The sequence below is a fragment of the Lacrimispora sp. 210928-DFI.3.58 genome, from assembly GCF_020554865.1.
Lineage (GTDB): Bacteria > Bacillota > Clostridia > Lachnospirales > Lachnospiraceae > Enterocloster.
In genome coordinates this window covers 74,779-88,559 of the sequence record NZ_JAJCIC010000010.1, presented here as the reverse complement: position 1 = coordinate 88,559, position 13,781 = coordinate 74,779, and the positions used below count along the sequence as shown (strand labels likewise).

16 protein-coding genes and 2 pseudogenes are annotated in these 13,781 nt (G+C 44.7%); 8 read left to right on the top strand and 10 right to left on the bottom strand.

Going from position 1 to position 13,781, the window contains the following annotated elements; translation table 11 throughout:
- Window positions 1-18: 18 nt before the first annotated feature.
- The 3 genes from LIZ87_RS08505 to LIZ87_RS08495 form a co-directional block, all read right to left on the bottom strand.
- A complete protein-coding gene (locus tag LIZ87_RS08505; protein WP_227146405.1) occupies window positions 19-879 on the bottom strand; it encodes a DegV family protein in 861 nt (286 codons plus the stop codon).
- A gap of 78 nt (window positions 880-957) precedes the next feature.
- A complete protein-coding gene (locus LIZ87_RS08500; RefSeq protein ID WP_227146403.1) occupies window positions 958-2,313 on the bottom strand; it encodes a radical SAM protein in 1,356 nt (451 codons plus the stop codon).
- 39 nt (window positions 2,314-2,352) lie between these two features.
- Entirely contained in the window at window positions 2,353-2,604 is a 252-nt protein-coding gene (locus LIZ87_RS08495; RefSeq protein ID WP_227146400.1) for a hypothetical protein, read from the bottom strand.
- A gap of 963 nt (window positions 2,605-3,567) precedes the next feature.
- On the opposite strand from LIZ87_RS08495, the gene LIZ87_RS08490 reads away from it, so the two are divergent.
- The 8 genes from LIZ87_RS08490 to LIZ87_RS08455 all read left to right on the top strand — a co-directional run bounded on the left by LIZ87_RS08490 (window position 3,568) and on the right by LIZ87_RS08455 (window position 9,506).
- Window positions 3,568-3,999, top strand: a complete 432-nt coding sequence (locus LIZ87_RS08490; RefSeq protein WP_227146398.1) for a hypothetical protein — start codon at window positions 3,568-3,570, stop codon at window positions 3,997-3,999.
- A 206-nt stretch (window positions 4,000-4,205) separates the two neighbouring features.
- Entirely contained in the window at window positions 4,206-4,772 is a 567-nt protein-coding gene (locus tag LIZ87_RS08485) for a hypothetical protein (RefSeq protein ID WP_227146395.1), read from the top strand.
- A 91-nt stretch (window positions 4,773-4,863) separates the two neighbouring features.
- A complete protein-coding gene (locus LIZ87_RS08480) occupies window positions 4,864-5,205 on the top strand; it encodes a hypothetical protein (RefSeq protein ID WP_227146390.1) in 342 nt (113 codons plus the stop codon).
- Window positions 5,206-5,598: 393 nt separating this feature from the next.
- Entirely contained in the window at window positions 5,599-6,225 is a 627-nt protein-coding gene (locus tag LIZ87_RS08475) for a DUF2975 domain-containing protein (protein WP_227146388.1), read from the top strand.
- Window positions 6,222-6,431: a helix-turn-helix domain-containing protein gene (locus LIZ87_RS08470; protein ID WP_227146385.1), complete on the top strand. Its 210-nt coding sequence runs from the start codon at window positions 6,222-6,224 to the stop codon at window positions 6,429-6,431. The genes LIZ87_RS08475 and LIZ87_RS08470 overlap by 4 nt, the downstream gene beginning before the upstream one ends.
- A gap of 128 nt (window positions 6,432-6,559) precedes the next feature.
- Complete coding sequence (locus tag LIZ87_RS08465) at window positions 6,560-6,901, top strand: hypothetical protein (RefSeq protein ID WP_227146382.1); 342 nt, start codon at window positions 6,560-6,562, stop codon at window positions 6,899-6,901.
- A gap of 233 nt (window positions 6,902-7,134) precedes the next feature.
- Window positions 7,135-8,820: a recombinase family protein gene (locus tag LIZ87_RS08460; RefSeq protein WP_227146380.1), complete on the top strand. Its 1,686-nt coding sequence runs from the start codon at window positions 7,135-7,137 to the stop codon at window positions 8,818-8,820.
- Window positions 8,821-9,104: 284 nt separating this feature from the next.
- Window positions 9,105-9,506: a hypothetical protein gene (locus tag LIZ87_RS08455; RefSeq protein ID WP_227146460.1), complete on the top strand. Its 402-nt coding sequence runs from the start codon at window positions 9,105-9,107 to the stop codon at window positions 9,504-9,506.
- On the opposite strand, the pseudogene LIZ87_RS22860 reads toward LIZ87_RS08455, so the two are convergent.
- The 7 genes and pseudogenes from LIZ87_RS22860 to LIZ87_RS08420 form a co-directional block, all read right to left on the bottom strand.
- Window positions 9,418-9,827: pseudogene (locus LIZ87_RS22860) on the bottom strand (DUF1349 domain-containing protein). The gene LIZ87_RS08455 and the pseudogene LIZ87_RS22860 overlap by 89 nt on opposite strands.
- Window positions 9,828-9,866: 39 nt before the next feature.
- Window positions 9,867-10,100, bottom strand: a pseudogene (locus LIZ87_RS08445) (DUF3795 domain-containing protein); the annotation flags it as partial.
- A gap of 366 nt (window positions 10,101-10,466) precedes the next feature.
- Entirely contained in the window at window positions 10,467-11,633 is a 1,167-nt protein-coding gene (locus LIZ87_RS08440; protein ID WP_227146377.1) for an iron-containing alcohol dehydrogenase, read from the bottom strand.
- A 14-nt stretch (window positions 11,634-11,647) separates the two neighbouring features.
- Window positions 11,648-11,968: a carboxymuconolactone decarboxylase family protein gene (locus LIZ87_RS08435; RefSeq protein ID WP_227146375.1), complete on the bottom strand. Its 321-nt coding sequence runs from the start codon at window positions 11,966-11,968 to the stop codon at window positions 11,648-11,650.
- A gap of 14 nt (window positions 11,969-11,982) precedes the next feature.
- Complete coding sequence (locus LIZ87_RS08430; protein ID WP_227146372.1) at window positions 11,983-12,387, bottom strand: cupin domain-containing protein; 405 nt, start codon at window positions 12,385-12,387, stop codon at window positions 11,983-11,985.
- 21 nt (window positions 12,388-12,408) lie between these two features.
- Window positions 12,409-13,512 (bottom strand): aldo/keto reductase, encoded by a 1,104-nt coding sequence (locus LIZ87_RS08425; protein ID WP_227146369.1) that lies wholly within the window; start codon window positions 13,510-13,512, stop codon window positions 12,409-12,411.
- A gap of 13 nt (window positions 13,513-13,525) precedes the next feature.
- Window positions 13,526-13,768, bottom strand: coding sequence for a flavodoxin (locus LIZ87_RS08420; protein WP_227146367.1), 243 nt, complete (start codon window positions 13,766-13,768; stop codon window positions 13,526-13,528).
- Between the last annotated feature and the right edge of the window lie 13 nt (window positions 13,769-13,781).

Here is a 13,781-nt window from a genome sequence, read left to right as displayed (position 1 = left end):
CAGCGGCGACCTTCGTTTCTACCCTATCTTCCGGCTGATTCCCATTCCAAAGGCTCCGGGGCCCACATGACAGCCAATACTGAAGGTCAGTGGATCATAATGGATCTCTTCACCAGGGAAAGCCTCTTTTATCATTTCTAACCATTCCCAATCACCCTCTTTGTCAGAAAAGCTTCCTGCCGCACCGACAGAGATTTCAATTCCTCTCTCATGAAATTGGTCAACACTCTTTTGCATTGTTTCAATCAGCCGTTTTTTACATGTTCTGCTGCCTCTTACCTTTGCATATGCATCTACTTTCCCACCCTGGAGCGTTAGAAGAGGCTTCAGACTCAGCAAGGTCCCCATTGCCGCCGCAGCCGGCGTAATCCGTCCACCCTTTTTCAAATATTCCAGTGTTTCCACGCCTACATAGATTATAGAATCATAGGCTGTCTTTTCCAGTTCTTCCCGAATTTCTGCTGCTATACATCCTTTCTCTGCAAGCCAGAGCGCATCCTTCACAGATTGTTTCTGAGTTACAGAAATACGATGATTATCAACCACCTGAACTTTTCCGTCATATTCATCTGCCAGCATTCTTGCAGTCTGGAAGGAGCTGCTAAGACTGCTTGACATTGGAATATATACAATTTCTTCATATCCGGACTCCAGAGCCTTTTCCCAGGTTTCCATTATATCTGCCGGAGCAGGCTGTGATGTAGAAATCGGCTTATGTTCTTCCAAAAAACGGTAAAACTGCTCATGAGTCATATTCTGTCCTTCATAATAGGTTCTTCCGTCTAAGATCACCGGCATAGGAATCACATATATTTCGTTTTCCCATTCTTCATTCCCTAAAATTCCGCTGTTACTGTCAGTTATAATTGCTGCTGCCATTTTAAGTTCTCCTCGCTCTATATTTGAAACATGTAAAACTGCCGTAGTTTCCTGAAAAAAGCCACAGCAGTCTGTAAATCACTCTTTATCGCTTTTTGCCGTCTCACTGGCCTGCCACAGTTCATCTGCCACCGGTTTCCAGCAGGCAGCATAGGAATCACATTTTGCACACAGATGGTCTGCCGATTCCGGCGACTGTAAATCCGTAGAATGGGCTCCGGACTCTGCCACCATTTCTCTTAACTTCTCCGGATTCTCCAGCATAGGACAAGGACGCAGCATATTCTCATTAAAGGGCTGCCTCGTATAATATGCCATCATCATCGGGGACTGCAGCGCATCCAAAAGCGTCTTTTTCCGGATGTTGGAATCCGAATAGTGGACAAATACACAAGGATCGATGTCTCCGTTGGCATTGATATGTAAGTAACGTCGCCCGCCGGCAATACAGCCGCCCACATATTCCGCATCATTCTGGAAATCCATGGCAAAAAGCGGTTTTGTGGCGCGGTAATGACGGATTCGCTCATAGGTCATTCTCCTCTGTTCCGGTGTAGGCATTAACTCCAAAGAAGCGTCATTTCCTACCGGCATGTAATGGAAATACCAGATAAAATACACGCCCATTTCAATCAGTTTGTCATAAAACGCTTCTGATGTGATGGAATCAAAATTCGCGCTGGTATAACAGGCAGAAATACCATATAGCAGTTTCTTTCTGCGCAGCAGATCGATAGCGGCCATGACCTTCTTATATACTCCGTCTCCACGCCTTCCATCTGTAGCCATCTCAAACCCTTCCAATGAAATGGCCGGAACAAAATTTCCTACCCGCAGCATTTCATCCGCAAATTTTTCATCAATTAGAGTTGCATTGGTAAAGCATAAGAACACGCAATCATTATGCTTCTCACAAAGGCGGATCAGATCCTCTTTCCGTACCAATGGTTCCCCGCCAGTATAGATATACATATAAATTCCCAGCATTTTTCCCTGATCAATGATGCTGTCAATTTCCTCATAAGTCAGGTTCAGTTTATTGCCATACTCAGCTGCCCAACAGCCTGTACAATGCAGATTACAGGCGGATGTTGGATCTAACAGGATCGTCCACGGAATGTTGCATCCATATCTCCTTCTGGCCTCCTCCTGTTTCGGCCATCCGGCTAAAGCCGCATTGATGAAGAAATTAACCGCCGTGGTTTTCATCACATAAGGATCTAAATCATACAACAGGCGGCGGATAAACGGGTAATAGGGATGCTTCGGATCTGTCATCGCTTCCCTTACCATTTTTCTGGGTACAGGAAATTCTCCCCCGGAAAATTTATCTGCCCAATCCATCAGTTTTAAAAGATTTTTTTCAGGCTCCTTATAAACATAATTTAATGCCTGCTCCAGTCCGAACTTTTTTAATGTTGTTGTCACATCCATACTGTACCTCCTATGTACTTTTTCATCATTTGCTGCATGTTACATATTTTGTTGTCCTTCCTCCTGATATGAGTGGCCGCTTATGATCATGACTGTACTCTTTACCAGCAAGTGATTCATAAAGCCCTCTGCCAAAATGGCACAGCCATTCACAATACGTGAAGGGGCTCCCCAAAATGATTTTATTACCACCACTACTCCCAGCGCTCCTGCAACGATTGCACAGATCAAAATGAAATGCCAGGTTTCCAGACCAAATTTTTTTGAATCCTTTGATGTTTGGATTGTCATAAGTCCGTCTAACAGAATCAGCATTCCCAAAGCCGGCTGCAGGTATTGCCAGACCTTCAAATTGCATAAAAGGACAATTGCACCCAGTACAATCAAAAACAATCCGCATCCCAAATCATATTGAAAAGCCAGGCAAAACAGGTCGTCAGATAAATATCCTATAATCTTTATAATGCCATAGGCAATCAATATGATTCCGCTGCATATGATTAACTCTTATTAGGAACACGAAATCGAAAGATTTTTGACGTAAATGCAAGAAAATAGATTGAAACTATCACATTACGCAGAAAGTCGTCCTTGAAAATAGGACGGCTTTTTTGCGCGATATGGCCGATGCCCACTGGGGGCCGCCCTGTTTTGGTTATCAAGGCGGCCCCCAGCAGACCCTGGCCATTCCACCCGCAAAATCAAATTATCGCGCGGTAACTTCGAGACATTTTGTCCCAAAGCAATCGTTGTCCCCGCGCATTTTTACATAGGGGCTCTGGTGGTATATCCCCCGTCGCCGCCTACTATTGAGCACAGCCGGGAGTGGGCAGTCAAGGGTGCGTAGTACCGCCGCTTGCGGCGGCTTGCCCTTGACGGCCCGCCCCGGCTGTGCTACCCCTCCGGCGCGGCGGGGGATATATCCTCCAGAGCCGCCCCCTTTCCCATGAATGGGAAAGGGCGGGGGGATAGGGTTGAACGCGCTGTAAAACCGCTTATTTTCCACGGCTGGACTGTTAGCATTTAGGCGTTTGAAACCCGCTTGTATCAAGGGTTTCCGGGCGCGTTCGGCAAGGGGGTGGTATGTTTATATGTCCTGTGCCCTATTCGTTCCACAAAAGCTAACATAGAGGGGTACTTTGAGACATTTTGTCCCAAGGATGAGGGGCTGGACAGTTATGCAAGAAAGTGTTATACTTAATTTCTAAAATAAGCTCGTTACTAACAAATTGGAATTGCTGTGGAGGGGCGGATATGAGAATCTACAATAAATCAGCATTTTTGTTTGGAATACTTTGTGCAGGTGGATTGTTCCTTTTTGCTTTAGATATTATATCGGTTGATTGGTGGCAATGGGTACTCACTATTGCTATTTCATGCAGATATTTGTATATTGGCTTGTCCAAGACAGCCAATAAGCAGGCAGCTGCCATTCGTCAATCTTATAAAGAAACTGCTATTAGGCTTTATGGTAAGTATGCTCTCATCAAAACAAATTTACCGATTATTCTCACAGTTTCCTTTTTTGGCATTGCTCTATTTATCCGAGTTGCTTTTGATTTTATAACTTCCGTTGGTGTTGTAACTATCTTTTGTATTCTGCTGACAATTTCAGTAGTATATAGCATTAGTTTAGACCGAGCTATTCAAAACACTATAAGAGATGAAATAGACACCGTACAATGAATTTGGGGGTTGAAACAAGCTGACACATTAAAGACAGCAGGCGTTTGTCTTGCTGTCTTTTCATATGTCCTGCGCTCTATTCGTTCCACAAAAGCTAACATGGGCGGCTGCGCTTTGAGACATTTTGTCCCAAAGGCGCGGGGATGGACATTCCCATCGAGATATGCTATACTTAATCAAACAAATTTGAATGGGGGTATAGTACAATGGAGATTATAAAAGAACTGCGTGAGGACTGCAATTTGTTAGCCTTGCTGAGTACTGCCTGTGATGTGGAGATACTCCCAATGTCTAAGGCTCCTGAAAATGAATTTGGACATTTAACATATAATATTCCCGGAACAACATTTGCCCAGGCTGGTAGTGGAAGTGAATATATTTTGCTGGAAGATGGGTCTGTCGGCTATTGGGGAAGCGAAGGTGCGTGTGGCCGGATTGCAGATAGCATGCATGACTTCTTTGAATTTGTGATACGTTGCCCCTATTGGCAGGATTATCTTTGCGAGGAAGTTTACCCAGATAGAGAAAAGCTGGGAAAGTTTGCAAAAGGAAATTTTGAAAGGCTTAAAGAGAGTTTCAAGGCGGATGGCTTTGACCTATCTGAAGCACAGCAAAAGTTGGCAGATTTTTTGGGGCTTGAGAAAAAAGTTGATGTCGTGGATATTCTAATGCGATTTTATTATTGCACAAAGCGAGAGCCCCGTTTTATTCAAACCTATACAGAAAATGATGGAAGTTCGCATAGTGGTACAGGTTCGCTGTTTAATCGTTGAATGCCTCCTTACTAATACCTTACAATTATTAAAGACAGTAAGTGTTCTGCCTAAAATGGTTACTAACAAGTCGGGAACTGAGGAGGTAGGAATGTTGAAATACTTTGTTAGTGAGGAAGAACGTAAAGCATCCCACAGCACTTGTTATTTTGAATTTCAACAAGGATATTACCATGACAAATGTTGGCTACCGGATTCTCTCAGTATCAGTGACACGCTATGGGATAGATTTAATTTGTCTGAATTATTTGGACGTGTTATTGGAGAGTTTGACTATTATGGCATAACAGTGGTCACGAAAGCACAGTGGAATGACATAGTAAAAATCTCTCAAGATACATATTCTTCTTGGCGCGAAATCATTACAGAGGCTATTCCGTGGGTGGACAGATGTTTCAAAGGTCACAAGGTGTTCACCATTCTGGGAATGTAACTTTTAGTTTGTGAAATAAGCTAACGCATTAAAAACAGCAGGCGCTTTGTCTGCTGTCTTTTTATAAGGAACCGGCGCGACAGCGGCGGTTCCGCAGCCAACCTCTTTGGGACATTTTGTCCCAAAGAGCCGGGTTTGGGGAGGCTCCCCAACAAGCATTTTTGACGGCCCCCGGCCAGTCAAAAATGGCAAGTGTGGCTACACTTGCCCTGCTTGCCGTTTGTGCGCTCCCCAAAAAATAGCAAAATAATAGCGTTCGTACCAGTAGGCTTTGCGATATGGTAGCGAGTTTTCTTCTCGATAAAATATGTCAATAATAATTTAATGATAAACATTAAATTATTATTGACATATTTGAATTTCTTTGCTATCATAAGACCGAGGTGATAAACTATGAAATTCATTCAGAAACTCGCAAATGAACGGTTTGCAAGACCTGCTGCTCAGTTAATGAAATTTGCTTGTTATTTTGTAATCTGTTTCTATGTCTTATGTACTGTTCTCAGTTTTATGGGGCGTCAAACTTTTTTCCTGCATACAAAAGCAGGAACCTTTGAACGGGCAATTTACGCAGAGGAAAATCACAATTCACATTCTCGCAGTATGACTGTCCATACAAAGGATGATATTCATGTATGGACGAATGATAATGACCAGATTGAGCCAACAATTCAGATAGGTCTTTCTTTCATGTATGCCATCAATATTGTCCCCATGATTTTTGCTTATTGGTTTTTAAGCCGCGTATTTGCCAATATAAACAAAGGGGAAATTTTTACAGAGCAAAACTCCTCTTATTTGCTTTATTATGGGTTACTCCAATTTTCGGTGGCTGTTTTTGTTCCATTTATCAAACTGTTGATTTGCTGGCTTATCAACCTTGTATCTAATGGCCGAATGTCCATTTCTACAGGGCAGACTATGTTTAATATGCTTATCCCCAGCATCGCTTTTATTGTAGCTGCATACATCATCCATTATGGGGTGCATTTGCAGGACGAGGTGGATCATACGCTATGATTATTATTCGGCTTGACCGGGTGCTGGCGGACAGAAAAATGAGGCTTAATGACTTGGCGGCCCAGGTCGGTATATCTAATGTCAATCTCTCTTACTTGAAAACGGGAAAAGTAAAAGCTGTTCGGTTCAGTACGTTAGACGCAATCTGCAAAGTTCTAAAGTGCCAGCCGGGGGATATTCTTGAATATATCGAAGATGAAGATTAAAAAATGTGACTTTGAGACATTTTGTCCCAAAGGTGAGGGGGATAAACAACAGTAACAGTAAAAGAATGTGCTATACTTGGTTTCCCAGTAAACAGATAAATTCCCAATTTAATAAGGAGTGTGATTGTATGAAAAAGAAGGTACTATTTGTTTTTGCAATAATCTTGATTACTGTACTATGTGTATCTGTCTGGTTCTACGGATATTACAACCGGAAAAGTAACGACAATATTCCCTCAAAAGAATTGATGGTTTCCTATTGCCAAAACCAAGGTGTAGATTATGCAACAGAACAATTACAAGGTTACAAGTACACACAGTTAATAGAGGTATGGGGAGAACCAGATAGCAGTCTGTCGGGGATGTGGGGTGATATTTGGGAAACCAATAACACGTATAACCTCATTGTTTATTATGACCAAAACGGAGTTGTTGAGCACGTTCATGTCGCGGCCAGGAATGAAGATTAACAAATTCATATTTTTGTAAAATTGTTACCGTATCAAGGACAGCAGAAAATTTGCCTGCAGTCTTTTTCAAGACAAGTAGATGGTGATATAGCTATCCTCTTTGGGACAAAATGTCCCAAAGCTGGGGTGGTACTTTTTACAGTGCCACCCCCTTTTCCTGCCCGGCGGCATCCTTGCCGATACCCCTAATCGGAGTTATAATATAACTGTAATGTGATAGGGAAGGAGGACAAATGGCAAGGCAAAAAAACAGAGGGTATCAGCAGATTTTAACCCCTACCTATACGGCCCGGCACTGGAAAATGGGCGGCTATATCCGGCTCTCCCGCGAGGATTTGCAGAAAATCAACCGGGGACTTGACGATAGCAACAGCGTGAAAAATCAGCGCGACATACTCAACGATTTTCACTTCAACCATGCGGAAGAATTTGAAAGCTACACCGAGTATGTGGACGATGGGCACACGGGAACCGATACGGAACGCGAAAGTTTCCAGCGGCTTTTGGGGGATGTGATGAACGGAAAAATTACCTGCGTTGTGGTGAAAGACCTCTCCCGTTTTGCCCGGAATTACAGTGACGCCGGCAGTCTGATTGATAACCTTTTTGTGCAAATGGGCGTCCGCTTTATCAGCTTGGCCGAGGGCGTGGACAGCTACCTAAACCCGGATAGCGTGAACAGCATTATTGTGCCGATAACCAATGTGATGAACGACCAGTATTGTTATCAGACCTCAAAGAAAATCCGGCAGGTTTTTGATTACAAGCGGCGCAACGGCCAGTATATCGGCTCTTTCGCCCCCTATGGCTACATCAAAGACCCAAAGGACAAGCACCAGCTTATTGTGGATGCAGATGCGGCTGAAATCGTCAAGCGCGTGTATTCCATGCTCCTGCAAGGCTCGTCTAAAAGGGCCATCGCCTTGTATCTGAACGAACACGGCATACCCAGCCCCACGGCCTACCGCCGGAAAAAGGGCCTGCCCGTTTCCTCGGCTGTGGCGGACGACCCCATGTGGGGGGCCCGCATGATACATGAAATCCTCACCAACCCCATCTATACCGGGGATTTGGTACAGGGCCGCCGCCGGGTGAAAAGCTACAAGGTACACCAGATTGAGGCTGTGCCGGAGGAAGAATGGGTGCGCGTTCCCGATACCCACGAGGCCATCATCACCCACGAAACCTTTGACAAGGTGCAGGCCCTGCTGGTACGCGATACCCGGACATCCCCCAAAGGGCGCGAGGTTCATCTGTTCAGCGGTTTTCTGAAATGTGCGGACTGCGGGAAATCCATCACCCGCAGCCAGAGCGGGAAAAATATCTATTACGCCTGCTCCACTTACAAGAACCGCTCCCGGACGGCCTGCTCCATGCACTCTATCAAGCACAACCGTCTGGAGGCCGCCGTTCTGTTCGCTATCCAGTATCAAGTGAACACCGCCGTTTCCTACTCGGAAATGATAACCAACATCAACTCGGCCCCGCTGAAAAAAAGTCAATCCCACCGTCTTAACGACCAGATAGCCGCAAAGGAAAAGGAATTGACCCGGATAACCCGCTACAAGCAGTCACTGTATCAAGATTGGAAAGACGGGGAAATCACCCAGCAGGAATACCGGGATATGAAATCCGATTATGAACGGCAGGCCGCCGAGCTTGCGGATGTGCTGGCCCGGCTGAACGCAGAACGTGCGGAGCTGGCAAACGGCGTTGACAAGGAACATCCCGCGCTGGTAGCCTTTGCAAAGTATCAAAGCATCGAAACGCTGACCCGTGAAATCCTCACGGACTTGGTAGACCATATCAAGGTTTACGAAAACGGCAATATCAGCGTTCATTTCAAGTTCGCGGACGAGTTCCGTAAGATTGCCGAGTACATTGAAATCAACACCACCGACACCGCCGAGGCGGGCTGACCCCCGCCAAAAGCAAAAACCCTTTTGACAGTGTGTTTTCCTAATAGGAGTTAATCATATGCAAACTGCCATAGGTGGCAATTCAGGCAGCACCATATAGAGAACTCCAGCGATATAAAAAAGGATAGATATTAAAATGTATCCGTTTCGCGCAATACAAAGTTTCTTCAGAGTTTTCACCTCCTGCACAAATAGATTTATGTCATCACTTTAGTTTTTCTTCTGCTCTGTTTCAATGGGCATTTGCCATGCCGATGTCCAAAATTCAGACATTTATGCTCCGAATGTCTGCATTTAGCCTTCTTTGGGGCGCCAAATATTACGCTTCCCACGGATTCAATGAAATTATCCATGTAAAATCTGCCGGATGTACACCAGAAATCGAAATCATGCCGATTTTACTGCAAAAAAAACTGCTCCACCTTTTAAGTGAGCAGTTTGACAAAAAAGCTTATCAGATTGTATCTTCCGGTACTACCGGAAGCGCCAGGAAACTGGCAGACGCCATGATTAACGCAGGTATTGTGAAAAACGAAATCACTGCCCATGCCATCGGCACTACCACACTCCATCCTTCCCGATGCCCTCCTGGCCTTCTTAGCCAGATAGCGCTTCATCTGGTGCTTGGCCATCGTGTGCTTTCCATGCACATTCTGTTATTTTCATATCCGAAAACACCGCTGTAAAAGATGATTCCTCTGGACTGCAGGCATAAATGCCAAATTGAATCTTTCCACCGCCTTTCAGCATATGACACACACGCATCTGATTGAAGTTCTCACCGTCAAGAGAGCATTCAATACAATAATCGTCCTCTCTGCGGCTGAAGCGATACCACATAATTTTCCCATATGCAGCACAGGGGCGTTATCATTTCGAAAATGATAGTAGGTTCTCTGCCATAGATTGGTGTGAGGTTTGGTTGTGATTTCTATCTTCCCGTCCTCTACAAGAAAATCCAGTGGTCTCCTTGTCCATTTAAGACTATTTACATCAAAAGTAATCATATCTTTAGTGAGAAGTTGTCATGTTATATGGCCGATCTCCTATCCTCTCAGATTTTTCAGCGCTTCAGGATTATATAAGAGGACTGTCCCAACAGCCTGACACGTTTCCATTTCCGGGCAGTCACCACATGTCGTCACGCCTTTTTTCAATGCGCACTGACGAATGCCGCAAAGCCTGTCACAGAATACCGTTTTTATCCCCTCAGTGCGGCAGCCCTGACAGTTGATATGCTCCGGCAATATAGGAGCATTATTTAACCCCGCCCATAATTTGAGGAACGGGCAGCTGAATATGGCGGAAACTTAAATCTTGATGGAGAGTATGAGTGGGTGAACCTGTCGGGAGAGAGGTGTGGTGATGCCATTGGAACTAAATCAGGGAGATATTTTAAAGATCGAACGGATTAAACATTATTACATAGCAAAAAGGTACTGCTCAACCGTATTGATGATTAGGCAGTACCTTATATTTTGTAGTGTTTTCAAATCTCTTTAACTGTCCGCTTCTGATCAGATTCCTGTCAAAAAATTCTCCGCTTTCATCTCTGTAGCTTTTAGCAAAAATACGATAAGATTTTTACTCTTCTTTTCCGATAAATTTTGACAACACAATTAAAATCATAATCATTAAATTACATCTCAAATACTGGCTTTCAGGATATCGAACACCTCATTACGGGTCAGTATTTTATATCCGCCTTCCATAATGAAAGTTCCGTCTGCAATACCTTCCAACATATCCTCCGTAGCACCCAAATCACGCAAATTCATCACGAGTCCCAGCTCCTTCATCCAGCTCTCCATACAAGAAAGCCCTTCCGCAGCAATCTGTTCATCATTTTTACCGTTTTGATCAACATCCCACACATTCACTGCAAAGCGGCGGAACTTGGCAAGCCCATAAGGACAAATATACCGATAGTATGCCAGAGAAACAGCAGCCAGTGTCATGCCATGTGTAGCATCGGTGTAGGCACCTACAGACTGACCGAGCATATGCACCATCCAGTCAGTAGCTTTCCCCTGTGCAATAAGGGTGTTGAGCGCCCATGTCGCTGTCCACATAATATTGGATCTTGCTTCATAGTCCTCCGGATTCTGAATGGCAATACGGGAGCTGTGGATAACCGATTTCATCAATGCCTCGCTGATATAATCGCTGGTATTGTCATCCTCGCCGGAAAAATACTGTTCACAAATATGATTGAAAATGTCATAAATACCGGCCACCATCTGACGTTTTGGAAGTGTAAAGGTAAATCTGGGATTCAGAATCGCAAACTTCGGCATCACATTATCTCCAAACACATGACCGATTTTTAGCTTCTGTTCACGGTTCGTGATGACTGCGCCGCCATTCATCTCACTTCCTGTTCCTACCATAGTCAGAACACAGCCAACCGGAACAATCGGACAAGCAGGCTCCTCAAAGCGAATATAATATTTCTCCCAGGGGTCTTCATCACAGTGAACAGAAACAGAAACTGCTTTCGCATAGTCACAGCAAGAGCCGCCTCCCACGGCCAGCAGAAAATCCACCTGATTCTCTCTGGCAATCCGAACACCTTCCATCAACTTTTCTACTGTGGGATTCGGCATGACGCCGCCATCCTCCACGACCACTTTATTATTGGCCTTAAGAATATCCATTACCTGGTCATAAATTCCATTTCTCTTGATCGAACCGCTTCCATAAATCAATTGAACGGTCTTTCCATATTTGGGAAGTTCTTCATTAAGATAATGCAAAGATTCCTCTCCAAAATAAAGCTTTGTCGGGTTAGAATAAACGAAATTTCCTAACATGATATGATTCCTCCTTAATCTTGATAAATCTCTTTCGCCAGCCGAAATGCTGCCCATGCCTTTGGCCAGCCTGCATAAAAGGCCGCATGGGTTAAAATCTCTGCCATTTCTTCTTTGGTTACACCGTTTTTCTTTGCCTCACGAATATGAAATTCAAGAGAGCTATCCAGAACACCATTTGCCATAAGTGCCGTTACCGTAACAATACTTCTATCCCTTTCTGACAGCTTATCCTCTCTTGACCACACCTCACCAAACAGCACATCATCGTTCAGTTCGGCAAATTTAGGTGCAAAATCCCCCAAAGCATCTCTGCCTGCTGTTACTTTTTTCATAGTTACCCTCTCCTTTATTTCAATTTGCTATATTCCTGTTCCGCAACTTCTTCCAGCCATTCATTAGAGGCTCCCTCTGCCGGAACCTCAACAGCCAGGTGGGAAAACCAACTGTCTGGGGCAGCTCCGTGCCAGTGCTTCACCTCTAGCGGAATGTTGACAACATCTCCCGGCTTTAGTTCCTGTGCAGGCTTGCCCCATTCCTGATAATATCCCCGTCCGGCAGTGCAAAGTAAAATCTGACCGCCTTTGTGGTGGATATGCCAGTTATTGCGGCATCCCGGTTCAAATGTTACATTGGCAATACCAACACGCTCGGTAGTCAGCATTTTGAGATAGCTTTGCCCTACAAAAAATTGGGCATAAGCATCATTTTTATCCCCTAAAGGAAAAATCTGTTGAAATTCGTCTGCTCTCATAATTTAATTCTCCTTTTCAAATTATTTATGGAAATATGCTGCAATGGTCTCCATTCTTGAAACCTGATCCACATGGAACGGACAGCGCGTATTGCAGTGCCCGCATTTTACACAATCAAACGCTTTCTTTTCCAGCTTCTCATAGTGACTATGAGCGAGACTGTCTCCAGCCCTGGACAAATCATAATACTTATTGATCAGACCGATGTCCAATCCTGCCGGACAAGGTTTACAGTGATTGCAGTAAACACACTTACCATTTGCATCCTGGGGTGCAAAATTGCCGATGACAGAATAGTCCGTTTCTTCCGAATCCGCTTCCAGGAAACCGAGGATGCGGTCCAAATCCTCTTTCCCACGAATACCGGGAAGAACCGTCAATACTCCCGGTTTATCCAGGGCATATTGCAGGCACTGATATTCTGTAAGCGCCTGACCAAATGGGGATGTTCGAGCATCCAAAAGCTGCCCGCCGCTGAAGGCCTTCATAACAGAAATGCCGACGCCTTCCTTTTCGCATCGGCGGTACAGCGCCATTCGTTCCTCCACATTGCCAATTCCGTAAGCACCTTTGCGGTAATCGTAACCGGGATTAATGCTGAACATCAGCATATCCAGGATTCCCATATCCAGCACACGATTGGCAAGCTCTGGCGTATGGGAGGACAGGCCGATGTGACGAACCACTCCCTGACTCTGCAACTCCTGAATATAGCGGATCACACCCGCCTTTTCCACTTTTCTCAGGTCTGCCGCCTCATCGATGCAGTGGATAAATCCAAAATCAATATAATCCGTTTGCAGGGCGTGAAGCTGCCAATCAACAGAGCGTTTGATCGTATCCAAGTTCGTTGTCCAGCCGTATGTACCCGTGGCATAATTTGCTCCAAAATGAATCTGGAAATATGCTTTTTTCCGATTTCCTGCCAATGCACGGCCATAGGCTGCAAAGGGTTTTGCCTCGGCAGAGGCCATATCAAAATAGTTGATGCCCCGCTCCAAGGCATAACGAACGGTTTCTTCAATTTCCCGTTCACTGGCTGCCTGAATGGAACTGGTGCCAAGTCCTATAATACTGATATTATCCCCTCCGTGGGGCAGCCCTCGATATTGCATTTGTTTCATATCGTGTCCTCCTTTAATCCTCCAAGCCCTTAAGCCATGTAATTAAATCCTCTTTTGCAGAAGCGGTATCATCATCCTGATAAACATGAAATGCATCCTCAGAAATAATCGCATCTGGAATGTCTGCGGTGATATCCTTTACACTGCTGGCAAGTCCTCCTGTTCCATGTGAACAGAACAGATAAACCTGTTTTCCACTGAGATCATGCATATCAAGAAACGAATGAATTGCCATTGGACAGCTATACCACCACACTGGATACTAAAAT

Coding starts and splice junctions, on each gene's coding strand:
- LIZ87_RS08505 (WP_227146405.1), bottom strand. CDS start 879: ATGGCAGCAGCAATTATAACTGACAGTAACAGCGGAATTTTAGGGAAT.
- LIZ87_RS08500 (WP_227146403.1), bottom strand. CDS start 2,313: ATGGATGTGACAACAACATTAAAAAAGTTCGGACTGGAGCAGGCATTA.
- LIZ87_RS08495 (WP_227146400.1), bottom strand. CDS start 2,604: ATGACAATCCAAACATCAAAGGATTCAAAAAAATTTGGTCTGGAAACC.
- LIZ87_RS08490 (WP_227146398.1), top strand. CDS start 3,568: ATGAGAATCTACAATAAATCAGCATTTTTGTTTGGAATACTTTGTGCA.
- LIZ87_RS08485 (WP_227146395.1), top strand. CDS start 4,206: ATGGAGATTATAAAAGAACTGCGTGAGGACTGCAATTTGTTAGCCTTG.
- LIZ87_RS08480 (WP_227146390.1), top strand. CDS start 4,864: ATGTTGAAATACTTTGTTAGTGAGGAAGAACGTAAAGCATCCCACAGC.
- LIZ87_RS08475 (WP_227146388.1), top strand. CDS start 5,599: ATGAAATTCATTCAGAAACTCGCAAATGAACGGTTTGCAAGACCTGCT.
- LIZ87_RS08470 (WP_227146385.1), top strand. CDS start 6,222: ATGATTATTATTCGGCTTGACCGGGTGCTGGCGGACAGAAAAATGAGG.
- LIZ87_RS08465 (WP_227146382.1), top strand. CDS start 6,560: ATGAAAAAGAAGGTACTATTTGTTTTTGCAATAATCTTGATTACTGTA.
- LIZ87_RS08460 (WP_227146380.1), top strand. CDS start 7,135: ATGGCAAGGCAAAAAAACAGAGGGTATCAGCAGATTTTAACCCCTACC.
- LIZ87_RS08455 (WP_227146460.1), top strand. CDS start 9,105: ATGTCTGCATTTAGCCTTCTTTGGGGCGCCAAATATTACGCTTCCCAC.
- LIZ87_RS08440 (WP_227146377.1), bottom strand. CDS start 11,633: ATGTTAGGAAATTTCGTTTATTCTAACCCGACAAAGCTTTATTTTGGA.
- LIZ87_RS08435 (WP_227146375.1), bottom strand. CDS start 11,968: ATGAAAAAAGTAACAGCAGGCAGAGATGCTTTGGGGGATTTTGCACCT.
- LIZ87_RS08430 (WP_227146372.1), bottom strand. CDS start 12,387: ATGAGAGCAGACGAATTTCAACAGATTTTTCCTTTAGGGGATAAAAAT.
- LIZ87_RS08425 (WP_227146369.1), bottom strand. CDS start 13,512: ATGAAACAAATGCAATATCGAGGGCTGCCCCACGGAGGGGATAATATC.